Origin of the sequence: Methylophaga nitratireducenticrescens (genome assembly GCF_000260985.4) — a bacterium.
In the GTDB taxonomy this organism is placed as follows: Bacteria; Pseudomonadota; Gammaproteobacteria; order Nitrosococcales; family Methylophagaceae; genus Methylophaga; species Methylophaga nitratireducenticrescens.
In genome coordinates, this window is record NC_017857.3 from 2,645,462 (window position 1) to 2,670,630 (window position 25,169).

A 25,169-nucleotide genomic window follows, 5' to 3' on the forward strand; every position below is an offset into this window, starting at 1 on the left:
ACACAGGCAAGTACATGCATAACAAAACTCTTTCTGAACTTTCTGCTTTGCTGCACAACGGTGACATCACCAGTGTGGAACTTACTCAACACTTTCTGAACCGTATCAAAACGCATAATGTCAATTTGAATGCTTTTATCAGTGTGACGGAAGAAAGCGCGCTGGCGCAGGCTGCGGCTGCTGACAAACAGTTTGCAGATAAGACTGCCGGTAAGCTGACCGGTATTCCAATGGCACATAAAGACATTTTCTGCACCAAGGGCGTTCGTACCAGCTGTGCATCGAAAATGCTCGATAAATTTGTTGCGCCCTATGATGCGACTGTGGTGGAAAAAATTGCAGCCAGTGGCATGGTGATGTTGGGTAAAACCAATATGGACGAATTTGCCATGGGTTCATCCAATGAAACCAGCTTTTACGGTCCGGTCAAAAACCCTTGGGATACCGAACGGGTTCCGGGTGGTTCTTCCGGTGGATCTGCAGCAGCAATCGCTGCTCGACTGGCACCGGCGGCTACCGGTACAGATACGGGTGGTTCAATTCGTCAGCCTTCATCTTTATGCAACTTAACCGGTCTGAAACCAACTTATGGTCGCGTTTCCCGTTACGGTATGATTGCTTTTGCCTCCAGCCTGGATCAGGCGGGCCCGATGACGGCCAATGCCGAAGATGCGGCATTGTTATTAAATGTGATGTCCGGTTTTGATGAACGCGACTCTACCAGCGTGGAACGTGATGTTCCAGATTACACCGCAAACCTGAATGATTCGCTGCAAGGTCTGCGCATTGGTCTGCCAAAAGAATACTTTGGTGAAGGCCTGGCACCGGAAGTGGCAGAAATAATTGATGCCGCCATTAAGCAATTTGAAAAACTCGGGGCAACCGTCAAAGAGATCAGCCTGCCCAATACCTCACTGGCGATACCGACATACTATGTTGTTGCACCAGCAGAATGCTCATCGAATCTGTCTCGTATGGACGGCGTGCGGTTTGGTCATCGCTGTGACGATCCAAAAGATTTACTGGATCTCTACCAACGTTCACGTGGTGAGGGCTTCGGTGATGAAGTTAAACGTCGCATCATGATTGGGACCTATGCTCTGTCTGCCGGTTATTACGATGCCTACTATCTTAAAGCTCAGAAATGCCGACGTTTGATCAGCGATGACTTCCAACAGGCATTTGAAGAAGTTGATGTAATTATGGGGCCTACCGCGCCCACCACAGCCTTTAAACTGGGTGATAAAACCGATGATCCAGTGGCCATGTATTTAGCGGATATCTATACCATTAACACTAATCTTGCTGGTTTGCCCGGTATGTCGATTCCGGCAGGTTTTGCCAATGGCTTACCTGCTGGTTTACAGATCATTGGTAATTATTTCGATGAAGCACGATTACTGAATGTTGCTCATCAGTACCAACAGGTCACCGATTGGCATAAACAAATTCCCACAGCATTTCAGTGAAACCTAGGGTCTGTTGATCTTTCAGTCACAACCCGAAGGGCTGGGACTATTTTTCCGCCCTACGGTGTTGAAAATGACTTATGTAGAATAACTACATCGCATCATTTCCGCCTTGTAGGACGAAAAAATAGCCTCCAGCAGTGGTGGCTCTGAAAGATCAACAGACCCTAGGGGCGAAAGCCCTTTTTTTAAAGCCATTCATCGCGGAGTGAAAAAATGAAAGCAGCAGAGCTATTTGTCCGTACTCTGGAAAATGAAGGTGTCGAATATGTTTTCGGTATTCCCGGTGAGGAGAATCTGGATGTAATGGACGCTTTGCTCGATTCATCAATTCAGTTTATTACCACCCGGCATGAACAGGGCGCAGCCTTTATGGCAGATGTGTATGGCCGACTTACTGGCCGAGCAGGCGTCTGTATGGCGACACTGGGTCCAGGGGCAACCAATCTGATTACTGGTGTGGCTGATGCCAATATGGATCATGCGCCCCTGGTAGCCATTGCCGGTCAGGCTTCGACCAATCGCTTGCATAAAGAATCGCATCAGGTCCTTAATCTGGAAGCAATGTTTTTACCCATCACCAAATACTCCACGCGTATTGTCAGCCCTGGAGTGATTCCGGAAATTGTTCGCAAAGCCTTTAAAGTGGCGCAGACAGAGAAAACCGGTGCCTGTTTTATTGAGTTTCCTGAAAACATTGCCGAGATGGAAATTGACGATGCTCCACTACGGGTCAAACACGCCACGCCACCTGAACCCGCTGCTGAATATATTGAACGAGCAGCAGAATTAATTTCCAATGCAGAAAATCCGATTATTCTGGCGGGCAATGGTGTCATTCGGGCGAATGCCGCTAAAGCGCTGACTGAATTTGCTGAAAAGCTGGGAATTCCAGTAGCCAACACCTTTATGGCCAAAGGTGTTATTCCGTTTGGTCATCCAATGTCACTGGGCAGTGTAGGTTTACAATCCAATGATTACGTTAATACCGGATTTGCCAATGCTGACGTAATTATTTGCATCGGTTACGACATGGTCGAATACCATCCTTATCTTTGGCATCCATCACGCGATCGTACCTTGATTCATATTGATACCACTCATGCCGAGGTTGATGGATATTACAGTGTGGTATTGGGAGTTGTGGGCAATATTACCCACAGCCTGAACCGAATTGCAGCCCTAACTTCACCACATGAAGGTAAGGCCATGCGCACATTACGCGACAGTCTGATTACAGAAATGAATCAGCATCGTCGTGATACCGAATTCCCGGTTAAACCACAGAAAATCATCTGGGATCTGCGTACCGCCATGCATCTGGAAGATATTGTGATTTGTGATGTGGGTGCTCATAAAATGTGGATGTCACGGATGTTCCGCTGTGAATACCCGAACACCTGTATTATTTCCAATGGCTTTGCCAGCATGGGCATAGCGGTTCCGGGTGCAATTGCAGCCAAACTGGCGCATCCTGAACGTAAAGTCGTTGCAGTAACCGGTGACGCTGGTTTTCTGATGAATTCTCAGGAAATTGAAACAGCCATGCGGTTGAATATCGCTATTGTCATTCTGATTTGGAACGATGCAAGCTACGGGCTGATTGAATGGAAACAGCAAAATCAGTTTGGCCGAACCAGTAATGTAAAATTCGGTAACCCGGATTTTGTACAATATGCGCAATCATTTGGCGCGACCGGTGTCAGAGTCAACAAGACTGAAGATCTGATAACCGTTTTAAAAGAAGCATTGGATAGTAATACCGTTACGGTCATCGATTGCCCGGTTGATTATCGTGAAAATCTGAAACTGACAGAATCTCTGGGTCAATTAACCCAGCAAACTGAGAGATAAAATGAAGTCTGGAAAACGTTTTGCACTGTTTATAGCCGCCCTGTTTGCATTACTGTTTGTCGTCTTTATGTACAAGAATGCTACTGCGCCGGCCTACACCGAACTTACTTTTGAGGATGTAGATGGGAAGATGCATGATTTCACCGACTATGCTGGTAAACCAATATTGATGATTTTCTGGGCGACTGATTGTCCAGCGTGCATTCAGGAGTTGCCTGAACTCATTGCTTTGCATGAAGAATATGCAAAAAAAGGCTTGGTCATGCTGGGCGTTTCACTGCCTCACGACACACCCTCACATATCAAGGCAATGCGTGAAGACCGTGGTCTTCCCTACACGCTTATCTGGGACAGTGATGGCGAAATTTCCACCGCGTTTAATAATGTTCGGGTGACACCAACGCATTATCTGATTTCGCCCGAAGGCAAAATTGTGATGCGCAAAATTGGCGTACTCGATAAAAAGAGCGTTTCAGCACAGCTCGACAAAATGGGCCTCAGCTAATTTATAGCGCAAAACTGCTACACATCAGATAGCACATATGGTATAAAGTCCGGCTTAGTTTATTCAGAATGATGCGTTGGCAGGACGCGTCAGTCACTAAAAATGCATCAGGAGCAGGATTAACATGTCCAGAGTATGTCAGGTAACGGGCAAACGCCCTATGAGCGGAAACAATGTTTCACACGCTCACAACAAAACAAAACGCCGTTTCCTACCTAATCTTCACTCACACCGTTTTTGGGTTGAGTCTGAAAACCGTTGGGTAAAATTGCGTGTCAGCAATCATGGTCTGCGTATCATTGATAAAAGAGGTATTGATACCGTTTTATCCGATCTCCGTGGCCGCGGCGAAAAAATCTAAGGAGTCAGGACATGCGCGATAAAATCAAATTAGTTTCATCAGCAGGTACAGGTCACTACTACACTACTGATAAAAACAAACGTACTATGCCGGAAAAAATGGAAATCAAAAAGTTTGATCCTGTTATCCGTCAACACGTTATGTACAAAGAAGCAAAAATCAAGTAACCGTATTGTTAACTGCTTCCTAAAAAACCCGCATTCTTAAGCGGGTTTTTTTTTGCATCAGGTAAAATAGACAGGAATTATTCCTTCCATCTTCTGGAAACCGATATGAGCACTACCGCGCCGAGCGTAATTATTGGCCGCCAACCAATTTATGATCGCGATATGAATGTTTATGCTTATGAACTTTTATTTCGTGCCGGCGGCGAAAACGCTTCAGGTGTCACTGCTGAAAATGCCGATATGGCGACCAGTCGAGTCATCAATCATGCCTTTATGGAACTTGGTATCGAGCGTGTTATTGGTGAACATATCGGTTTCATCAATCTCACTCGCAGTTTTTTACTTAGTGACGATCCCATTCCGTTTACCCAGGAAAAAATAGTTCTCGAAGTTCTTGAGGATATTGAAATCGATCAGCCATTACTGGACGCTGTAAAAAAACTGGTTTACCAGGGCTATGTATTGGCGTTGGATGATTTTATCTATAACGAAAAACTGGCGCCGCTGGTCAAGATGGCCAAAATTATTAAAGTCGATATCCTGGATGTCGATGCAGAGGAATTGACCAAACACGTCAATGAGCTGAAACGATATTCTGTTCGTCTGCTAGCCGAAAAAATCGAAACTCGTGAACAATTCAACTTGTGCATGCAGCTGGGTTTTGAACTGTTCCAGGGATATTACTTCTGCCGTCCGTCTATTATTGAAGATAAACCGGTTCCGGAAAATCACCAAAAATTATTCCAGATAATTGAAAGGCTTCAGGATCCGGATGTTGAATTTTCAGAGATAGAACGGTTAATCATGCAAGAGGTTGGACTCAGTTATAAACTGCTGCGCCTGTTAAATTCTGCCGCGATGGGCTTACGCAGAAAAGTCGATTCCATTCAGCAAGGCTTGATCATTCTTGGTCTTAAAGCCATCCGAACCTGGACCACATTAATCGCATTGAATGCCGTTGAATCAGTTCCACCAGAACTGATGACTAACGCGTTGATTCGCGCCAAAATGTGCGAAAGACTTGCGCCTAATTATGGCTTTTCAGAACAGACGGGCTTTCTGACGGGCATGTTTTCCAATATTGACGTGATGATGGGCATTCCAATGGATAAGCTGATGAACTCGCTGCCGCTGAATGGTGAGTTAAAACTGGCATTAACCCAACGGGGCGGTCCATTGGGCCAGCTGCTGGATATCGTTATTGCCTACGAGCAAGGTCAGTGGGATAACATCGATACTCAGGAAATTTCATTAGAAACGTTAAGCGATATTTATGTTGAAGCAACGGAGTGGACGATTCAGACCAAAACCGTATTATAGTGCGCTATGACTATATTGCTGGAAGCACAAAATCTGTCGCGTTATTTTGGCCCCAATGTTGCGGTTCAGAATATTGATATCACGGTAAAACGCGGAGAAATACTGGGTTTTCTCGGTCCCAATGGTGCGGGAAAAAGCACCACGATGAAAATGCTTAGCGGAAATCTGGCACCGGATAAAGGCGAGATCCATATCAATGGTTTTGATTTGTTGTCGCAACCTAAGCAGGCCAAAGCCCAACTGGGCTATCTGCCGGAAAACCCACCTTTATATCGTGAACTGACTGTCAACGAATATTTACAACACTGTGCCAGACTCAATCAGCTCAGGGGTAAGCAACTGAAATCTGCAGTTGCGACGGTCATTGAGCGTTGTGGGCTGGGGGATGTTCAGCGGCGTTTGATCGGTCAATTATCCAAGGGATACCAACAACGCACCGGCATCGCCCAGGCGATCGTGCACAATCCGGCGGTGGTCATTTTTGATGAACCGACTTCCGGTCTGGATCCGCTGCAAATTCGGCAGATCCGCGAACTCATCCGTGAACTTGCCAATGAACACAGCGTGATACTGTCGACGCATATTCTGCCAGAAGTGGAAATGCTCTGCGATCGGGTGCAGATCATCAGTAAAGGCCAGGTGATGTTTGCCTATAGCCTGAAAGCGTTGCATCAGCAAAGACTCAACAGCAGCCTGAAGATCACTTTAGCTGCCCCACCAGAGCTTAACGAGCTACAGACGCTAATGAATGTCTCCACGGTGGAGGCCGTTTCAGCAAATCAATTTCGAATCCTTTATCACCCGGAACAGGATCCTACAGAAAATCTGATAGCGAGTGCCGTCTCTAAACACTGGCAGCTGCAGGAACTGGTTCGTGAACAGGACTCGCTGGAAGATATTTTTATGCATCTGATAAAAGATGACGCACCGCTAGCTGAGGTTAAAAACTGATGTGGTGTGTGGCAAGACTTGAAATTTCACGCCTGTTTTTGTCTCCTTTTGCCTGGATAATGCTGGCATTGGTACAGTTTTTACTGGCGTATATGTTTCTCAGTCATATTGAGTATTTTGCCCAGATTCAGGGCCAGATTTCAGCCATCCCGGGTGCTCCCGGTGTAACAGAAATGATTATTGCGCCATTATTAAGTAATGCGGCTCTGGTGTTGTTACTGATTGCCCCATTTATCACCATGCGGGCTTTTGCTGATGAACATCGTAATCACAGTCTGCCTCTTTTGATCTCTGCCCCCCTTTCCGCCAGTCAGATTGTGTTGGGCAAGTACCTCGGATATCTCGGTTTTTTTCTGCTGCAATTAGTATTGATTGCTTTAATGCCGCTATCACTGCTTGCCGGATCAGCAATCGATCTTTACCAGTTTGGTGTCAGCATGTTCGGACTGTTTTTGCTGGTAGCCAGTTTCTTGGCCGCCGGAATATTTCTATCATCACTCACCACTCAACCGATTATTGCAGCGGTGATGACATTCTGTTTACTGTTTTTATTATGGATAATTGATTTTGCTGCAGCCAGTGCCGTTTCAGGACAAATAAACTGGCTGGCCTGGTTATCCCTGTTAGGACATTTTCAACCGATGCTTTCAGGACAGATTAATAGCGTTGATCTGAGCTTTTTTGCCCTGTTCTGTATGGTATTTATTCTGATGACTATTCGGCGACTTGATGCAGCGAGGCTGAGTTTATGAAGATGTCAAAACAGTTTAAATATCAACATCGCCTGCAACAGATCATCTTTTACATTTTATTGCTGGTAGTGATTATCGCAGTAGCTGTTCTTTCGAACCGTTACAGCTTTGAGTCAGACTGGACAGCTAACCAGCGACATACCCTCTCCTCTGCTACTACCGACTTATTACAGTCGCTTGAAACTCCGGTGACGATAGAAGTATTTATCAGTCCTGGACATCAGTACCAATCAGCAGCTGAAAGTTTATTGAAGCGCTATCAACAGCATAGTCAGCAACTTACCGTATCGTTTATTGATCCAGTCAGCCAGCCACAGCGGGTTCGTGAATTTGACATTCAGCAGCAGGCTGAAATGGTAGTTTCAGGTCAACAGGGACAGCAACATGTATATGATTTATCTGAGCAATCGCTGAGCAACGCCATTATAAAAGTCAGTCGCAGTAACTTGCCTGAATTAATCTTTATTACCGGTCACGGGGAACGGGATATTGCTGGTGATGGTGCATTTGATATGTCGCAATGGGGACAGCAACTGATAAGCACCGGCTTTGAAGTAAAATCTCTGTCGATGGCAGAAGCGATGCAACTTGACAGTCAGGATAAAAAAATCGTTTTGGTCATCGCCAGTTCACAAACAACCTGGCCGCAAAGCGATATTGTTCAGTTACAATCATGGTTGCAGCAAGGCGGTAATCTGCTCTGGCTCAGCGAACCTGACACTGATACGGGTCTGTCGGCCATCAGTGAACAGCTTAATCTGAACTTTGTACCGGGTACGATGGTAGATCCTAATGCCAGTAAATTAGGTCTGGAAGATCCACGTTTTGTGATTGTGACAGATTACGCCAATCACCCGGTTACGGCAGCCACTTCCAGCGTCACCCTGATGCCAGAAGCGCATGCTATTCAATTATCAGAGGCTGAATCTACTTGGCAAGTTACTGAGCTGATGCAATCACAAAGTGATAGCTGGTCTGAATTAGGGGATATGACTGGCACCAGTCTCGACGATTTACGTTTTGATGCAGAAATAGATATTCCTGGGCCGTTAATGCTCAGCGTATTAATGGAAAAACCTGTTTCTTCAACACAAAAACAACGTGTTGCCGTATTTGGTGATGGTGATTTTGTCTCGGACCTGTATCTCGGCACCGCAGCCAATCTGGAACTGGCGATGGCTCTGGCAAACTGGCTGGTTGCCGAGGATGATTCAATCGATATTCCGGTAGTAAAAACCCGCGATAACCAACTGGTCTTAACCGAACGCCAATCATTATTAATTGGTATTGGATTTTTACTCGGATTACCACTTAGTCTGCTTCTGATTGGCATCAGTATCTGGTGGATTAGAAGACGTCGATGAAAAGCACATATCTGACCAATCTGCTGTTATTGGTGGTTGCGGTTCTATTAGTGTGGCTAATGACAGAATCGCAAATAGCGGATTCAGCTTATATCACTGATAAAATTCAAGCAGCACAGGTCAATCAAATAACGATTCTTCGCCGTGATCAACAAAGCATTCACTTGCAACGCGATCAGCAATGGCGTTTAAGCCAGCCAGTAAATGTGCGAGCCAATCAAACCCGGATCAATTTGTTACTAAGTCTGTTACAACAACCAGTTCATCAACAGATCCCGGTGACACAAACAACTGACCTGGCAGAATTCGGACTGCAGCAGCCTGAGTTATCATTAGTTTTCAATGAATACCATTTTGCTTTTGGTGATACCGAACCGCTCAGCGAGTATCGTTATATTTTGCACGATCAGCAGATTTATTTAGTTAACGATGATATTTCACCATTACTCGGTGCCAGTGCCAGCAGCTTTGTCGATAACCGTTTATTGGATCCCGCCAGCAAGATTACGGCACTGCATTTGCCTGAGCTGCAAAACCAAAAGGTTCAGCAACAATACGCGGCACTCTCCATAATTCAGCAAAATGACAGCTGGCACTCCACACCCCAAAATTATCCTCAGGATAAACTCCTGGCACTTTTGCAAAACTGGCAACAGGCCTATGCCATGCAGGTAGTTATCCTGTCTAATGCTGAAACGATTGCACGAGATGAGCAGGAAGTGACAATTAAATTAACCGACAATACACAGCGTAACTTCGTCGTGTCACATAGCGAGGAAGGTCTTACGCTTACTGATCATCAACAACAATTACAATATCTGTTTCCAGCCACCATTATCCCTGCCCTCTTTTCAATAAACGAGTGATATGCCTGAATTACCTGAAGTCGAAACTACCCGCAGTGGCATTGCGCCATATATAGAAAATCAACAGGTTAAACAGGTTGTCATTCGTGACTCTCGACTGCGCTGGCCCATCACTGAAAATCTGGATAAAAAACTCTGTGGGAAAATCATTCAGTCGGTCAGCCGCCGCGCCAAATATTTACTGCTCCATACTGCTGAAGGGACCCTGTTTATCCATCTGGGTATGTCAGGGCGGTTACGCATTCTGACCACTTTTCAGCCAGCTGAAAAACATGATCATGTTGATATTGTGTTTGCCAATAATATTATTCTGCGCTTTACCGATCCTCGTCGTTTTGGGGCTGTATTGTGGACCACTGAGCCACCACTGCAACATCCGTTATTACACCATCTGGGGCCTGAACCACTGGAGGAGGATTTTGACGCCGAATACCTGTTCAAACGTAGCCGTAAGCGTCAGGTCAGCATTAAAACGTTTATTATGAATGCGGAGATCGTTGTGGGTGTGGGGAATATCTATGCCAGTGAATCACTGTTTCTCTCCGGCATTAACCCTCAACTGATAGCAGCAAAACTAACAAAAAAACAGGCAGAAAAACTGGTCGCCGCGATCAAACTGACTTTGGAAAAAGCGATTGCAGCGGGCGGAACAACCTTGCGGGATTTTCGGGATAGCGAAGGCAAACCCGGATATTTTGCTCAGGAATTATGGGTTTATGCACGGCAGAATCAAGACTGTAAACAATGCGGTCATCCGATAGAGTTGATTCGCCAGTCACAGCGGGCGACCTATTTCTGCCCGCAATGCCAGAAATTGTAAGGTCTGTCTATTGTTTAGAAAAATACTCAGCTAACAAACGAATTTCAGTTTCGCTGTATGCCGCAGCATGATGTCGCATAACAAAAGACTCTCTTGCACCACTGGCAAAATCCTGCATCTGCTGAATAAAATAATCTTGCTCCAAACCTGCAAGTTTGGGCATTTCGCCTTTGCTGTGGCCATTGGTACCATGACACCCTGCGCAGGATGAAGCCAGTAAAGCCATATTTGGCTCAGCCTGAATCCAGGTCGAAGTCAGTAGTAATGCAAGATATATCAGCAGTCGTTTCATAATTCCCCTTTCGCCCGTTTCACGGCGACGTATCAAGCTACGTTATAATACGCAACCCATTTTATGCAAAGCCATTCATGACCGAGATTATAAAACTAGATGCCATCATTCCCGAGTCATTAAGTGGCTTGCGTGTAGATCAGGCCTTGGCCCAGCTGTTCTCAGAATACTCCCGCGGCCAGCTCACCAAATGGATTAAAGCCGGCGATGTATTGGTCAATCAGAAAGTCTGTCGCCCTAAAGATGCGGTACGCACCGGCGACCAGATTGAAATTGCCGCACAACAGATTATTCATGATGATAACTGGCAGGCGGAATCTATTGCCCTGGATATCATTTATGAAGATGACGATGTATTAATCATCAATAAAGCAGCTGGCATGGTGGTGCATCCCGGTGCTGGCAACCAGAACGGCACAATGGTCAACGCGCTATTGGCGCATGCGCCGCAACTTATGCATATTCCACGCGCAGGTATTGTGCATCGCATTGATAAAGACACTACCGGACTATTAATGGTCGCCAAAAGCTTGCAGGCGCATCATTCATTAATTAGTCAATTACAGGAACGTACTGTTGTACGTGAATATCAGGCCATTGCCTGTGGTGTATTTACCGCAGGCGGTACAGTTGATGCACCAGTTGGTCGGCATCATATTGATCGCAAACGCATGGCAGTGACACAAAACGGTAAACCTGCCGTGACACACTATCGGATTGAGGAGCGGTTTCGGGCGCACACCCATTTGCGTTGCAAACTGGAAACCGGACGCACTCACCAGATCCGTGTGCATATGGCGCATATTCGCCATCCTTTATTGGGCGATCCTTTATATGGTGGCCGGTTTAAAACACCAAAAGGCATGACTGACAGCTGTCTGGCTGCCTTGCAGAATACGCATCGTCAGGCTTTGCATGCCGGTTTACTGGGGTTTGATCATCCGACTACTAGAGAAGCGGTAAGCTGGCAGATTCCCTTACCGGATGATATGCAACGATTATTGGAACTGTTACGGATGGATGCAGCCAGCCATACTGATTAACCAGAGGAAATAACTGTGAAGACACCAAACAATCTGCAGAACTTGGTAGAAGTATTTTTAGCCTTTCTCAAACTGGGTCTAACGGCGTTTGGCGGACCGATTGCTCACATTGGTTATTTCCGCACTGAATTTATCAGTAAACGCCAATGGCTTTCTGAACAGCAGTTTTCTCAGTTACTTGCTGTAACACAGTTCTTGCCTGGTCCGGCCAGCAGCCAGATGGGCTTTTCAATTGGCTTGTTTCGCGGTGGCTGGCTTGGCGCCATTGCTGCTTTTATAGCGTTTACCCTGCCTTCTGCATTGCTGTTGTTTGCTTTTGCTGCCATTGCCCATCAGCTGGACAATGCTATCGGCATGGCCATTATTGATGGTCTGAAACTGGTGGCAGTGGCGGTGGTAGCCCAGGCCGTTATCAGTATGGCGCAGAAACTGACGCCGGACTGGCAACGTATCTTGATAGCACTGCTCAGTTTTATCTTACTGTTGATTTTCAATCTGGCGATTATGCAAATTGCCGTGATTATCCTGGGTGGTCTGGCAGGCTGGTTTTTATGTCGCCAGCAACAACTTTCAGCGGATTTCAGATTCCCGGTCAATTACGGCAAACAAACCGCATGGATATTGTTTAGTTTGTTTATGTTGCTGCTTATTATCAGTCTGTTTGCAGGCAGTCAGCTTAATACCACTAATATGCTGGCCGGCTTTTATCAGGCCGGTGCATTGGTATTTGGTGGTGGCCATGTTGTGTTGCCACTACTCGAACAGCAGACGGTTGCCACGGGGTGGCTCACCACCGATCAGTTTTTAACCGGTTATGGTGCTGCACAGGCCGTTCCAGGCCCGATGTTCACGCTGGCAACTTATCTCGGCGCTGAAATTCCCACACAGTTGCCTTCGGGCTGGAATGCCCTACTGGCTACCCTCGCCATTTTTGTTCCGGGTTTTTTATTATTGCTGGCGATATTACCGCTTTGGCAGCAACTTGCTCATCTGCCTAATGCAGGTGCCGTTGTTGCCGGCATTAACGCAGCTGTAGTCGGTTTATTAGCCGCTGCTTTATACGATCCAATTTTCACTGAAGGCGTAAATCAGTGGCTGGATTTACTGATTGCCCTCGGCGGCTTTTTAATTATTTACGTGCTGAAGCGCTCGGCATTATGGACCGTACTGTTCTGTGTCACCGCATCAATCGTTGTCACTTTAGTCTAATCTGGAGAAAGAAAATAACTCGGCTAACGGGTGTTCGCGTTGTTCGATATTCGCTCTTAACAAGCCAGCACCAATCATGCTGTAGGTAATACCGTTTCCACCATAGGCCATGGCAAACTGCACACGTTCACCATATTGGGCATGAGCACCAAAAAATGGCAAACCATCTTTCGTTTCAGCGAAGGTACCCGCCCAGGAAAATGTCGGGTTCATTGGTAGTTTGGGAAACAATTTTTCGACTTTCTTGGCCAGCGTCTGGGCTTTTTTATCTACCCGTTTATCCCGTTTTGCCGGGATATCAATATCATCGTCTTCCCCACACGTCCATCTCCCGTTGTTCTCATATACAGATAAGGTCTGGCAGATTCCCACATCATGGTTTTATTTAATTCGCCCAGTAACTCGGGATCTATCGGGTCGGTAATAAAGGCATAGCTGCTGCGATTTGACGCTACATTTTGTTTCAGTAATTTCTGACTGGCATAACCCGTTGCAATTACCACATGTTGACAGTTAATTTTAAATCCAGATGTTGTGGTTAGAACCACCTGTTTGTCGGAAGGCTTCAAATCTTTTATTTCGGTTCGGTCATAAACGTGATGGCCACTAATTTGCAGTCTGTCCAGAAGTTTATGCGCCAGCCGATAAGGATCAACTCGAGCAGCCAGTTTGCTAAGGATCGCCCCGGGCGATTTAAAACCATACAATTTTTTTATCGCATCCGATTCCAACCATTCAACATCAAATCCATGTTTTTGTCGTAACAGAAATTCCTCTTTGAGCGATTGTTTATCACGACTGCGACTGGCGTAATACAGACGTTCCTGCATTTCAAAATCGACATCACCGACAGTCTTAGCAAGTTTTTTAAGGTCATTAATTGCCTCTGCACATGCTCGATAAGTTTTTAATGCATCCACCTCGCCATATAATTCTGCAAGCTCAGTCAGATGAGTATCAATTTCGTATTGCAGCATAGCCGTACTGGCAGCAGTGCTGCCCCAACCGATATCTCGCTGTTCTATAACCGCCACTGTATAGCCATTTGAACTGAGATCGTCAGCAATCAATGCTCCGCCGCCAATAATTGCTACATCACAGTCAATATCCTGATCCTGTGCAGGAAGGTTCGCATCAATCCATTTCTAACCGCCTAGTAGGGATAACCGCTTTTCAGATCCATTTATTAATTCTTTATTTTAAAAATAAGGATTGAGCTTAGCTGAATTGATGGGATAAGTGGCTAACCTAGATTCAGAGGATTTTTAATTTGATATTGCAGATGAAACGGTTTTAAATGATAATGATAACCATTATCATCAAGTCATTCTATTTTGGAGTGCAAACTCATGGCAGCTATAAGCTCGACACTTGCAGAACAAATAGAGCAGCTCTACAAGGAACATCACAGCTGGTTATCAATTTTTATCCAACGACGCCTTGGATGCCCAGATGACACTGCAGACCTCATTCATGACACCTACCTGCGTATTCTGAGTAGCGGCAGGCTTCCCCCAAAACAGGATTCCAAACGTTTCTTAACTCACATCGCTAAAGGTCTACTAATCGATAATTATCGTCGGAAGCAGATTGAAACAGCCTATAAAGAGTATGTTCAACATCTTCCGGAAAACCATGCCCCTTCAGCTGAGTTTCATATGCAGATGATTGAGGCCCTCACAGCAATTGATACTTTGTTACATCAATTGCCAGCCAACGTTCGAGAAGCTTTACTTCTCAGACAATTAGACAATCTTAGCTATAAAGAAATTGCCATGCGTTTGAACGTCTCCATTTCCTCGGTGGAAAAATATATTGCTAAAGCCTTGCAAGCTTGTATGGAAGCAACCCTCGAAGATCGTATTTAATCGGATATTCAAAGTGAGTAGTTAATCGGCACTGTCAACGTCAACTCTTGTTCTTTAATTTCATCGGGTAAGGCTGGCAGTGGCTCTGCCTGACGAATAAGTTGCTGTGCAGCTCGATCCAACAATTCCGTACCACTGCTTTGTACCAACCATACATCTAATACTGTTCCATCCCTACTCATAGTAAAGGCAATCCTTGGACTCCCTTCCCGACCTTTGCGGCGGGCGGAACTTGGATATTGTTTATATTGCGCCAAATGGGCATGCAATCTATATTGCCAATTATCTCTTGCCTGAACAATCTGTTCGTTTAATTTACCGCTACGACGTGCAGTAGTTGATTCTGCTTTAGTCTTAACCTCTGCAGCCTGAGGTGCTGAGGTTTTGGGAGCAGATTGGTCGTTATCAGTTTCAACCACCGCTGCTGACTCCGGTTCTGGTTCTGGTTCTGGTTCTGGTTCTGGTTCTGGTTCTGGTTCTGGTTCTGGTTCTGGTTCTGGTTCTGGTTCTGGTTCTGGTTCTGGTTCTGGTTCTGGTTCTGGYTCTGGCTCTGGCTCTGGCTCTGGCTCTGGTTCTGGTTCTGGTTCTGGTTCTGGTTCTGGTTCTGGTTCTGGTTCTGGYTCTGGCTCTGGCTCTGGCTCTGGCTCTGGCTCTGGTTCTGGTTCTGGTAGTTCTGGTTCACTTTGCAGGTCAGCTTCAGTATCAACTTCATATGCGTTGAGCTCACTGCTCTCCAGCTGAGAAAAATTGGTTTTAACAGGGTATGTAGACTTTTGCCGAATCGCCTCAGATTGTTCAATATCATCAGGCAAATCGACTATAACGGGTTCATCTGGTGCTGCCATCAATGGCGAGACCATAGCGATTTCAATTGGGATCGCATCCGGAAGAATGGGCGGTTTTGATAATGGAAACCAAAGAAAAGCTACCAAAACACCACCATGCACCACTAAACTGAACAGTATTCCAGCGCCGAAGCGCATCTGCCATGAGCAGCGATTTGAGATCAACACTTCAGGCTCCGCTGGTTTTCTCAAGTCCAACCAGAGCAATCCTCATGTAACCGGCTGTTCCCAAAGCAGTGATGACCTGCATTAACTCTTCATATGTAAGACGTTTGTCTGCCCTGAGAAAAATGCGGGTTTCGTGGTCGGGAACAAATCTCAATAGCTGCTGTTCCAGCGTATCCAATGTGAGTCTATCTTTGTCATTCACTGTCAGCGTCATATCAGCTTTTACTGAAAGATAAATCGGCTTCTGCTCTACCGAAGGCGGCTGAACAGAAGTGGTCGGCAGATCAATCGGAATACTGGCGGTTGCCAATGGCACTGCCACCATAAATATGATCAATAACACCAGCATTACATCAATAAAAGGGGTGACATTTATGTCGTGATTTTCCGGCAGCTCTTGCTCACCCGTATGGTCTGAAAATCCGCCTATCACGCACTCACCTCCGCTGCTTTTTTGATTTTCGGAAAGTCTACTTTGTTGGTCACTGAAAAGAGGCTCTGCCGATCCAGATCGCGACTGACCAGAATCAGTAGATTAGTTGAGATATCACCCAGCAGGGAACGATAAGCGGTAATTTTACGAGAGAAATGATTATAGATAACCACCGCTGGAATCGCTGCGATCAGTCCCATGGCGGTCGCCAACAACGCTTCGGCAATACCTGGCGCCACTACCGCCAGATTGGTAGTCTGCGATCGGGCAATTCCGATAAAGGCATTCATAATGCCCCAAACGGTACCAAATAAACCAACAAAAGGCGCTACGGCCCCAACCGTTGCCAAGATGCCCATTCCAATGCCCATGGCTCCGGCCTCAGCAATTTGAATACGCTCCAATCTCGCTCCCATCCGTTGCTTGATGCCCTCATCCACCCAGGCATTTTCCTGTCTGGATAGCGTCAACTCCTGTTCGGTGGCATTAATTAATGTCTGTCCAGCACTGACCCCCAATTGCAAGTCGTGCACTGCGTCAAATCGATGTAATGTCGTCACCTGACCTAGCAGTTTTTTTACTTGTTTTCTGGCACTTGCTAACTGCAGCCATTTTGCCAGCCAGATAGCCCATGTCAGCATGGATGCGGCCAGCAACACTATCATCACTAACTTCACCACCCAGTCAGCTGCCTGATACATTCCTAATGGGGAGAGAGCGTGAGCCACATCTCCCATCACTGGTTTTTCAAGAAGCTCTTTTGGTTCTAGATCTAGTGCAGCATTGCTTTCCACCTTAAGTTGCACGTTTTGACTGGCTGAACCATCAACCTGTTCAGTATCAGTAATCTCGGCGTTATCCGCGGTCACAGCTGGAGTCAACGCCTCCTCCGCCATAACCGAAACTGCCATGGTTAGGCCCAAATACAACGGAATTATATGTTTCAGTAATTTCATTAATTATTTCTCGTTTTCACAGCTTAGCATTGGTATTTCAGGCCGTCGGGCCAACCAAAACATCACTAATGCCATCATGACTGGTAATGAGCATTTCACCCATAACGGTGCATTAGAGAAAATCAACAGCAAGGTGCTTACTAACATGCTTAAGCCCGCAACCCATTTGGCTCGACGTGGAATAGCTCGATGAGTTTGCCATTGCTTAATCAGCGGGCCAAATCGTGGATGAGCTAATAACCAATCATGTAATTTAGGCCAGCCATTGGCCGAAGCCCATACCGCTAACAACACAATCTCTGTGGTAGGAATACCGGGAAGAATGCTCCCAATAAAAGCCAAGGCAACAAAAAATAATGCCAGCAGTCGCCACAGTGCTATTTTTATCATTAGCCAGCCACTTCTTTTTTACCAATGACCATAATTTCATCAACGGTTTCAGTTACAAAATAAAAAGCCTGTTTGGCTGCATCCAGCGCTTGTTTCCTTTGCAAATCATTAAGCGTCAAACTATCCAGTATGGCTTTAAATTCACGCCAATGGGTGGCTCTGCCATCACTATGCGCGGCCATATGTCTGGCGCCATAAGCCTCGGACAGACCCAATGAATTTTTAACATGTTTCAGTAGCATCGCTGCACCCAGTGTTGAACCTTCAATGGTGTATAACCAGCCCAGACCGGCGTAAGGATCTGCAATTTTAAAAAGCTTTCCTACCTGCTGATCATGTTGCTGCAGCTCAACTGGAATCGCTAAATCCACACAGTCTTGTAGCACGGCATACAGTCTGCTGCGCTGCTCTATCTCAGGCATAAGATTATTTATCTGTTGATTGTGATAAACCTGCTCACCAGCAGTGTGCAAGCGAAGTTGCATCCGTAAAAAACCCTGATAATGAGCTTTATCAGCAAAAGGATTAAGCTGCATAACCCTTTGATCTAATTCATCATGTATTGTTTGTGTGCCTTCTTTCAGATATACCGAAAATGCTTGTGGATCTGCTGCTTGTTTCATTTTTATATCCATTAAATGATAGGGGTTATCTCTTATACCGAACGAGATGATGATTTCCGTAAAAATAAATGCGTAAGATTCATATTTATTTATTTTTCAATTCTCTGGCTCGTCTGGAATACGCTGTGGCTTTGCCCGGTTTTCCCCATGATTTATACAATGCGACAAGGTTATCCAGAGCAATCAACAGACTGTCTTTATCAGCAGATGCACTGCTATCCAGCAGTTCCAGTGCTTGCAAAAATAACGGTTCAGCTTTCGCATATTGTCGTTGGTTGTAATAGATCGTTGCGCTGTAGGTGGCGATTTTTGATGCTTCCTGAGGACGTTGATCGAACCTGTTATGTAGCTGTAAGCTTTGCTCAAATAAAGACAAAGCTGTTTGAGTATCTTTTTCTAGTAACTTGAGACTGGCCCAATTTCCCAAAATCAATGCCTGCTCAATGGAATCACTTTTATTCAACTCTGCCAGCAGGGTTAGTGCCTGTTGGTAAAATTTGTCAGCCTGCTCATAGTTTTCATCACGTTGCTGACGCAATGCCAGTTCGTTAAGGTGCATCACACTGGCCAGGCTCGGCGTGGTTTGTTGCTGCCGTAACAGTAATGCCTGCTCACGTATTGGTGTAGATTTGGCTTGCTGGTGGGTATCTTCATAGGCTTTTGCCAGTAACTCCAACACCAGTAGCAGACGTTCATTCTCCGGCGATGACTGTTGCTGCAATAACTGTCTGACTTGCTCAAGTAATTCAATTGCCTGTTTATTCTGCTGCTGTGCTATTTGAATCTGTGCCAGTAACACACTCAAATCCACCCTGTCTAAGATTGCTGTTGGCTGGAGATTAAACTGGCTGTTTTGCGGAAAACCTGCCAGTGCGTTTTTAATCAAACTCTCAGCCTCATTAAACTGTTCTGCTTCTGTCAGGATATGTGCCTGTACTAGTACCGACTGCCACAACTTAGCATCACCGGTACTGTTTAAAGTGATATAACTGTCCATTGCTTGTTGATAAGCGTGTTTAGCCTGCTCGGGTTTATTTGCTTGTTCTAATAATTGCCCCTGATTGAATAACAACTGACTCAGTTGTTCATGGGGTTCTCCAAAAGCTTGTCGGCTCAGCTTCACAGCCTGATTTATCGCTTGCAGTGCCTGATCGTCCTGTCCTTGTGCTGAATAAATATAGGCCAACATATTTAAACTGCTAGCTTTATAGGCAGCTCCATTGTCTGCCTTTTCAGCAACACGGATGGCTTGCTGAATTGTGTGTTCCGCCAGCAGATAGTTTCCATCCTGATAGGCTTGTGTCGCCTGTGACTGAAACTGCTGCCAATCGGCTGTTTCGGCAAGGGATGGCAGGCTAAAAGCTAATAAGCCTAGAATCAGTAAAAAAGTATGAAAAGAGCGCATAACATTCTCGATTTAGGGGTTCAATTGATTAGAAACGTTTTTCCAGTTTCAGGCTGACACTGTTGCGGTCATAGGAATACAGCCAGTCCACATTGCTGTGCACTTTGCGGTGCTTAAAAGTCAGATTGGGCTCCAAGCCGTAAACAGCGAGGGTCGGAAAACGCAGAATAACGGTATAGTTTTGTTCGAAATCCTTACGCTGCTCATCCAATAACGCATTAAATGCATCATGTTCACGTTCCCGTAATGAAGCGAACAGTACCGCATTAATATGCGCATTAAAGGTTTTGGCGACACCTGCTCTGACGCCGATTTGCTCATACGCATTTTGATCGACTTCGGCGGTTTTGCGGGTCCAGTCCAGACCACCAAATACAGTCCAGTTATTTGGCAGGCCATACCAGGCTGTTGCATAAGTAGACCAGATACCACCGTCGTACTGGTCGGCAATAAGTTCTTTCCGGTATTGCTGATTTTTATAATCTGCTTCCAGCTTGAACATCGCTTTGTCGCTCAGATAATGCAGCCATTCACCATGCAGACCCGAAGCCCCGTATAGTGAATCATTACCATAACGAACAAACTCAAATGAAGGTGCTAAAGAATACTGATTACGCATATTGTGGTAGCTGTAGCCGAACTGGGTGCTAAGCTGACTTTCGTTGTAGAGCGAATGATCTTTATAACTTTGCCCAAACCATAACGAACGAAAAAACAAACCATGATGACCGGACAAAGCAAAACGTTTATTTAACGTTATTTCATAATCCATACCATGGGATTTAACCGCTTCAGGGGTAGCACGTTCAAACAGGCATACCGAACCGTAATAAAACAGACAGCTGTAACTTTCAGATGTCTGGTTTAGATTATCCGACCAGGTTGGGCCTAATGCGATAGATCCTTGCCATGCCTGACGTTTATCAACCGCTTGCAGAAAGCTATCAACGGTAGTGAGCACACCCTGCTGCCTGGCATCAGCCGGATTAAGCGACTGAGCGATTTGCTGAAACATCGCCTCCGATTCGGCATCTTTACGATTTTCAAACAATACTCGGGCCAGTTCCAACTGACCGAGCATAAAATCCGGTTTGATATCAAGCAGGGTTTTAAATTCTGCTTCGGCCTTTTCCATATTACCCTGAAGTCTGGCTAGGGCTCCCTGAGCATAAGCAATCAACATTGGATCCGCATTGGAAAAGGTCAGATATTCATCCAAAAAATACCCTACCGCAGACCATTGTTTCTGTTGAATCGACATATATAACGCACGGCCTACATCGTTCACATTGTGTTTGATTGTGTAAGTCTTACCATCAATCGTTAAGGTCGGACGCTCCCCTTTCAGGTAATCTTCATCTTTGAGGATTTGTCGTTCTTGCTCATTCGATTGCAGATCAATACTTTGATTCAGCCGCAGAGAAGTATCCTTATCGTCCGCCCAACTGTTCACGCTGGTCAGTAGTGTGATAAACAATGCAGTAGAGATCACCAATTTCCGTGAAGAAACAAAAGATAGTTGTAATTCAGGCAACATAATTCGGCTTTGGTAATAAAAAGAAAAAGCCAGATGCCCAAAGGCATCTGGCCATATTTCATCCATGAAACAGCAATGATTACTGGGCACCACCAAAAGCGGTATCCAGATCACGGTTGCTGGTGAACTTGGCAATCCCTGCTAACGCAGCAGCATTGGCACCGAAGAAATGACCTTCAGCGGTTCCACCCACACTACCATTTGCTAATGCACCACCAGAAAAGCTAGCATTCGAACTGTTAATAGCTGCATTAATAGCAATAGTAAGACCCGTTCTACTCATAGAACCAGACAGGTTTCCTGTACCGAAATTTGCATTCAACGTGCCTGTCAGCAGGTTACTACCGTTATAGTTATTAATACCATTGATGTTATATGACGCTAAGCCTGTTGTTGGCATCGTGGTATTTTGCGATTCACCTGCATAGTAAACGACTCTGGTAGGATCGTTGGTTGTGCCATTTTGTGACCATTCACCAAAATAGACTTCATTGCCCGAAATTTTGGCAAAGTCAAAATAACCAAGAGCGGCATGAGATGGTGGCATCATTGCTGGTGTAATGGTATTGATGCCATTAGAGTCATCAGCGACCATACTATCCAAACCGGTAAAACTCACCATCGCTCCAGAATAAAAGTCATTGACACCAACGCCTGGAGCGCCTTCTGTACCTGGATGGTCAATGCTTGTATCAGTTGTTCCACCCACGGTGATATCCCCGAGGTAACTCTGACCAGACACTGTTGTTGGATCAGCTTGAGCTACACTAACCAGACCTAACATTAACGCTAAAATAGAAAGTTTATTTGTGATTTTCATTTGCATATTCCTTTTCATTGAAAATAAATTTAGTTCTCGCTTTGTTTGCTTAAACATAGTTTTTTTCTAGATCTCACCTCCTTTTGTTCAGAATTTAGCCGTCAGACTGAGCTTTACAGTCCTACCCGGTGCAGGAATAGCCGATCGACTCATCGGATCGAGGTAATATTCGTTAGTTAAATTTGTACCGGTAAGTTCAATATTCAGATCGTCGTTTAACTGATAGCTGGCATAAGCATCAAATAATAGAATCGTGTCCCAGGACAATGGCGTATTGGCGAAATAGGTAATTTCGCTGGGATCACGATAATTACTATCGAATTTATCTTCGTGTTTGTAGTAGTAGGTCACTCGACTGCCCACCTCCAGTTTACGTTTGAGGAAACGCCCGCCTAATGTCCAACTGGCGGTGTATTCAGGCATGGCCATACTGACGAGATAACCACCCACAAAACCGTCATCAACACAATCACTTGTAGAGAGGTAATCCAGCATCACAGCGGAGTGCTCATCGCAAACCTCATTTCTAAAGTTATAAGCCAGACTGAGGTTGGTAAAAAACCGTCCTGTGTCATATCGCCCCTGAAATTCGACGCCCTCAATCGTTTGTTTTTCCAGATTGCTGAAGTTCATATTAGGATCACGTTCAATGACATTTTCGGTGCGATTGTAGAAATAACTGAGTTTTAGATCGGCGTACTCAGCAGCAACCCATCGGGTCAGGTTTTGCACATAACCCAACTCATAGCTATAAATATGCTCGGGTTTCAGTTGAAAATCTGGACTGGGTAGTGATGCTGAAAAACTGATGGTATTTTCAAATAGACTTGGAAAACGATATGCCTGACTATGGCGGGCATAAACACGGCTATCATTTGGCAAGTCAAGCGCTGCAGAAAAAATGGGAGCCCAACCATCCCCTTTAAGATGTTTGACTTTTTGTACAGTCTGCACATCACCTGTTTGCCGTATACCATTATGGCAAGCTGTTATCTCTACCTCTGCATTTAGGCAGGGGTGATTTTCTCGGCTATATTTTCCATTACTGTTTTTTTCCCAAACAGCACTTTCAGACATTGTGGTAGTGCTACCAACTTTGTCCAATTCGGCTTGAATCAGCGCATCAACATCAGCGCCGAACATTTCATAAAAGGCGCGATTGGCTTCAAAATTATCTATAGCGGGCTGAACATCATCCTGAGTGAGAGTGTAGTCATAATCATAATGAATCGTTTGTCCAGTAATTGGAGTATATCTAGTGAAATTGGTATCACCTGCATCCAGCCTACTTTTACGGAAATCATCAAAGGTCCAAAATGACGAATAGCGCATACCCGCATCAATGTTGATAACGCTGGTAGGCTTCCAAGCAAAGTTAAAATTAAAGTCTTTTTCCTGCCGACGGCCTTCTTTAGGAACCATACGGAAAAATCGTTGTAAATTCGGATCGTCATAGTCATCATCGCTACGCAATTGTTCATGCTGATAGCGTCCACCCAGTGTCAAGTCGAGGTTATTCGAAAGTGAGAAAGTATTGCTTAATGTCAGACCATTGCGTTTCTCTATTGCATTTCGCAATCCGGTATTAATGAGCCGATGGTCACCAGAGGTTTCTCTATCATAAGGTTCATTAGGGTAACCACCAGCGGTATAAGTGTTGCTTACTGTGTCGGTTCTCCAGACACTGGCATACAGGTCGACCCATTGGTTATTTTCAGGATTGAATTGATATTCGACGTTATAAGCTTTGCTATCGACCGTGCTTAACGGCCACTGTGGCACGCCGTCATCAACAGCTTTGTCCCAAAGAATACGTGAAGGAAAAATTTCGCCGTATGTAGTATCAGTTTCACGATAACCAAATTTTAGATTGTGATTATCACTGAACTTAACTGTTGCCTTAGCTAGCCAGGACTCCATTTCACTGGAGGTGTTAGGTAGTTCATCACCTGGCTTATAGACATTGGCTAAATTAGGGACAAGGTTTTCTTGAATATTTTCTGAGCCCTGTGAGTAAAAACCATCTTCATGTTTACCAGAAAAATGATTGCCTTTTTTACGGTAAGCATAAGCCCCCATCAGATCGAAAAAATCCTGGCGTGTGCTTATAGCAAGCCGATAAGCGTAATCATCCCAATAACTTTGGCCACCACTATGAGGCTCAACTAATAATGTCGGATCGTAGATATCGCCAGAAGCTGTAAATCCCGGTATGTCGGTATAAGGAGTTCCAGTTGATAAACGAGGAACATCTGCAGTAACGGCGTTGTTACTTCCCTCAACTTTAAGTTCACCACCAAACACTTCGCCAGGTTTTAGAACATCATCAACTGTCAACGTAGAGGCTACAACTGCCCCACCTATTCCACTGTGAACATCTCGTTCCAGATTAGGTCCTTTTAAAACCTGAACACTACCAATCAAATTTGGATCAATATAGCTACGATTATTTGCACCGTTATAACCACGCCATATAGTGATGGCCTGTTCTGTTCCGTCAATGGTGACTGGCACACGGCCTGGTCCTTGTATGCCACGAATATTGGGGTCAAGTCCTCCACTGTTACGTGCGTCTGAACTGTAAACATTGAGCATGCCACTCAGCATGTCTGCTGGAGAGGAACCTTTAAATCGTTCAAGCTCCTTTTTACCTGCAAAAGTGTTTGAAATATTTTTGTCGAATACATCGTTATAACCTTGCTCATCACGTGTAAACGCAAAGCTTTTACCCGTCACATCAATTGCATCAAGTTGCACGGATCCAGCGAGATTATTGTCTTGATAAATATCATCGGGTGAGCCAATACGGTAAGCCCCATCGGCTTGCTGGATAGCAGTCAATCCTGTGCCTTGAAGCAATGTGCGTAACCCCTCCAACGCACTGTATTGGCCATTCAAACCATGACTGGTTTGTCCTTGTATCAAGGAGCCATCGAGATAGAGTTCTAACCCGGCTTCCAAGCCAAAATGATTTAACACCTGATCCAGATTTCCTGCTGGAATGTTGAACTGCTGAACCTCGGACAAAACCGTTTCAGCAACAACAGGCAATGCATAGAATGGCACTATGCCTGCCAAGGACAGGCTAATTACGATGGGTTTTAGTCGTGAAAACGGTCGCGACGACATACGGATTCCTTACATTTCTCAT

Annotated in this window: 24 protein-coding genes and 1 pseudogene; 14 read left to right on the plus strand and 11 right to left on the minus strand. The window is 45.2% G+C overall.

Features of this window, described 5'->3' with window-relative positions:
• Positions 1–14 precede the first annotated feature (14 nt).
• The 11 genes from gatA (at position 15) to mutM (ending at position 10,429) form a co-directional block, all read left to right on the plus strand.
• Positions 15–1,469 (plus strand): Asp-tRNA(Asn)/Glu-tRNA(Gln) amidotransferase subunit GatA, encoded by a 1,455-nt coding sequence (gatA, locus tag Q7A_RS12525; protein WP_014707981.1) that lies wholly within the window; start codon positions 15–17, stop codon positions 1,467–1,469.
• A gap of 216 nt (positions 1,470–1,685) precedes the next feature.
• Entirely contained in the window at positions 1,686–3,323 is a 1,638-nt protein-coding gene (locus Q7A_RS12530) for an acetolactate synthase large subunit (RefSeq protein ID WP_014707982.1), read from the plus strand.
• Position 3,324: 1 nt separating this feature from the next.
• Positions 3,325–3,828, plus strand: a complete 504-nt coding sequence (locus Q7A_RS12535; RefSeq protein ID WP_014707983.1) for a peroxiredoxin family protein — start codon at positions 3,325–3,327, stop codon at positions 3,826–3,828.
• Positions 3,829–3,952: 124 nt separating this feature from the next.
• Positions 3,953–4,189: a 50S ribosomal protein L28 gene (gene rpmB, locus Q7A_RS12540; RefSeq protein WP_014707984.1), complete on the plus strand. Its 237-nt coding sequence runs from the start codon at positions 3,953–3,955 to the stop codon at positions 4,187–4,189.
• Between the two features lie 11 nt (positions 4,190–4,200).
• Positions 4,201–4,356: a 50S ribosomal protein L33 gene (gene rpmG / locus Q7A_RS12545; RefSeq protein WP_014707985.1), complete on the plus strand. Its 156-nt coding sequence runs from the start codon at positions 4,201–4,203 to the stop codon at positions 4,354–4,356.
• Between the two features lie 105 nt (positions 4,357–4,461).
• The gene (locus Q7A_RS12550) at positions 4,462–5,676 is read left to right on the plus strand and encodes an EAL and HDOD domain-containing protein (RefSeq protein ID WP_014707986.1); all 1,215 of its coding nucleotides are present in this window, start codon (positions 4,462–4,464) and stop codon (positions 5,674–5,676) included.
• Between the two features lie 6 nt (positions 5,677–5,682).
• A complete protein-coding gene (locus tag Q7A_RS12555; RefSeq protein ID WP_014707987.1) occupies positions 5,683–6,627 on the plus strand; it encodes an ABC transporter ATP-binding protein in 945 nt (314 codons plus the stop codon).
• Entirely contained in the window at positions 6,627–7,379 is a 753-nt protein-coding gene (locus tag Q7A_RS12560) for an ABC transporter permease (protein WP_014707988.1), read from the plus strand. Before Q7A_RS12555 ends, Q7A_RS12560 begins: the two co-directional genes overlap by 1 nt.
• Positions 7,376–8,743 (plus strand): GldG family protein, encoded by a 1,368-nt coding sequence (locus tag Q7A_RS12565; protein ID WP_041354693.1) that lies wholly within the window; start codon positions 7,376–7,378, stop codon positions 8,741–8,743. Before Q7A_RS12560 ends, Q7A_RS12565 begins: the two co-directional genes overlap by 4 nt.
• Complete coding sequence (locus Q7A_RS12570; RefSeq protein ID WP_014707990.1) at positions 8,740–9,609, plus strand: DUF4340 domain-containing protein; 870 nt, start codon at positions 8,740–8,742, stop codon at positions 9,607–9,609. The genes Q7A_RS12565 and Q7A_RS12570 overlap by 4 nt, the downstream gene beginning before the upstream one ends.
• A gap of 1 nt (position 9,610) precedes the next feature.
• Complete coding sequence (mutM, locus tag Q7A_RS12575; protein WP_014707991.1) at positions 9,611–10,429, plus strand: bifunctional DNA-formamidopyrimidine glycosylase/DNA-(apurinic or apyrimidinic site) lyase; 819 nt, start codon at positions 9,611–9,613, stop codon at positions 10,427–10,429.
• Between the two features lie 7 nt (positions 10,430–10,436).
• Here the strand turns inward: mutM and Q7A_RS12580 are convergent, their stop codons facing one another.
• Complete coding sequence (locus Q7A_RS12580; RefSeq protein WP_014707992.1) at positions 10,437–10,721, minus strand: c-type cytochrome; 285 nt, start codon at positions 10,719–10,721, stop codon at positions 10,437–10,439.
• Between the two features lie 77 nt (positions 10,722–10,798).
• On the opposite strand from Q7A_RS12580, the gene rluD reads away from it, so the two are divergent.
• Both rluD and chrA read left to right on the plus strand, forming a co-directional pair.
• On the plus strand, positions 10,799–11,764 hold the full coding sequence (gene rluD, locus Q7A_RS12585) for a 23S rRNA pseudouridine(1911/1915/1917) synthase RluD (protein WP_014707993.1): 966 nt from the start codon (positions 10,799–10,801) through the stop codon (positions 11,762–11,764).
• A gap of 15 nt (positions 11,765–11,779) precedes the next feature.
• Positions 11,780–12,973, plus strand: coding sequence for a chromate efflux transporter (gene chrA, locus Q7A_RS12590; RefSeq protein WP_014707994.1), 1,194 nt, complete (start codon positions 11,780–11,782; stop codon positions 12,971–12,973).
• Here the strand turns inward: chrA and Q7A_RS12595 are convergent.
• Positions 12,965–14,043: pseudogene (locus Q7A_RS12595) on the minus strand (NAD(P)/FAD-dependent oxidoreductase). The gene chrA and the pseudogene Q7A_RS12595 overlap by 9 nt on opposite strands.
• 279 nt (positions 14,044–14,322) lie before the next feature.
• Here Q7A_RS12595 and Q7A_RS12600 point away from each other — a divergent pair.
• Complete coding sequence (locus tag Q7A_RS12600; protein WP_014707995.1) at positions 14,323–14,841, plus strand: sigma-70 family RNA polymerase sigma factor; 519 nt, start codon at positions 14,323–14,325, stop codon at positions 14,839–14,841.
• Between the two features lie 8 nt (positions 14,842–14,849).
• On the opposite strand, the gene Q7A_RS15355 is transcribed toward Q7A_RS12600, so the two are convergent.
• The 9 genes from Q7A_RS15355 to Q7A_RS12650 form a co-directional block, all read right to left on the minus strand.
• On the minus strand, positions 14,850–15,854 hold the full coding sequence (locus tag Q7A_RS15355) for an energy transducer TonB (protein WP_238595916.1): 1,005 nt from the start codon (positions 15,852–15,854) through the stop codon (positions 14,850–14,852).
• A 1-nt stretch (position 15,855) separates the two neighbouring features.
• A complete protein-coding gene (locus tag Q7A_RS12615; RefSeq protein ID WP_014707998.1) occupies positions 15,856–16,287 on the minus strand; it encodes a biopolymer transporter ExbD in 432 nt (143 codons plus the stop codon).
• Positions 16,284–17,243, minus strand: a complete 960-nt coding sequence (gene exbB, locus Q7A_RS12620; protein WP_041354695.1) for a tonB-system energizer ExbB — start codon at positions 17,241–17,243, stop codon at positions 16,284–16,286. The genes Q7A_RS12615 and exbB overlap by 4 nt, the downstream gene beginning before the upstream one ends.
• A 3-nt stretch (positions 17,244–17,246) precedes the next feature.
• Positions 17,247–17,633 carry a YbaN family protein gene (locus Q7A_RS12625; RefSeq protein WP_014708000.1) on the minus strand — a complete coding sequence of 129 codons (387 nt, stop codon included), beginning with the start codon at positions 17,631–17,633 and terminating at the stop codon, positions 17,247–17,249.
• Positions 17,633–18,256, minus strand: a complete 624-nt coding sequence (locus Q7A_RS12630; RefSeq protein WP_014708001.1) for a biliverdin-producing heme oxygenase — start codon at positions 18,254–18,256, stop codon at positions 17,633–17,635. The genes Q7A_RS12625 and Q7A_RS12630 overlap by 1 nt, the downstream gene beginning before the upstream one ends.
• Before the next feature lie 85 nt (positions 18,257–18,341).
• Entirely contained in the window at positions 18,342–19,661 is a 1,320-nt protein-coding gene (locus tag Q7A_RS12635) for a tetratricopeptide repeat protein (RefSeq protein ID WP_014708002.1), read from the minus strand.
• A gap of 28 nt (positions 19,662–19,689) precedes the next feature.
• On the minus strand, positions 19,690–21,264 hold the full coding sequence (locus Q7A_RS12640; RefSeq protein WP_014708003.1) for a surface lipoprotein assembly modifier: 1,575 nt from the start codon (positions 21,262–21,264) through the stop codon (positions 19,690–19,692).
• 13 nt (positions 21,265–21,277) lie between these two features.
• Positions 21,278–22,018, minus strand: a complete 741-nt coding sequence (locus Q7A_RS12645; protein WP_014708004.1) for a Slam-dependent surface lipoprotein — start codon at positions 22,016–22,018, stop codon at positions 21,278–21,280.
• Between the two features lie 87 nt (positions 22,019–22,105).
• A complete protein-coding gene (locus tag Q7A_RS12650) occupies positions 22,106–25,147 on the minus strand; it encodes a TonB-dependent receptor (protein ID WP_014708005.1) in 3,042 nt (1,013 codons plus the stop codon).
• Positions 25,148–25,169 lie beyond the last annotated feature (22 nt).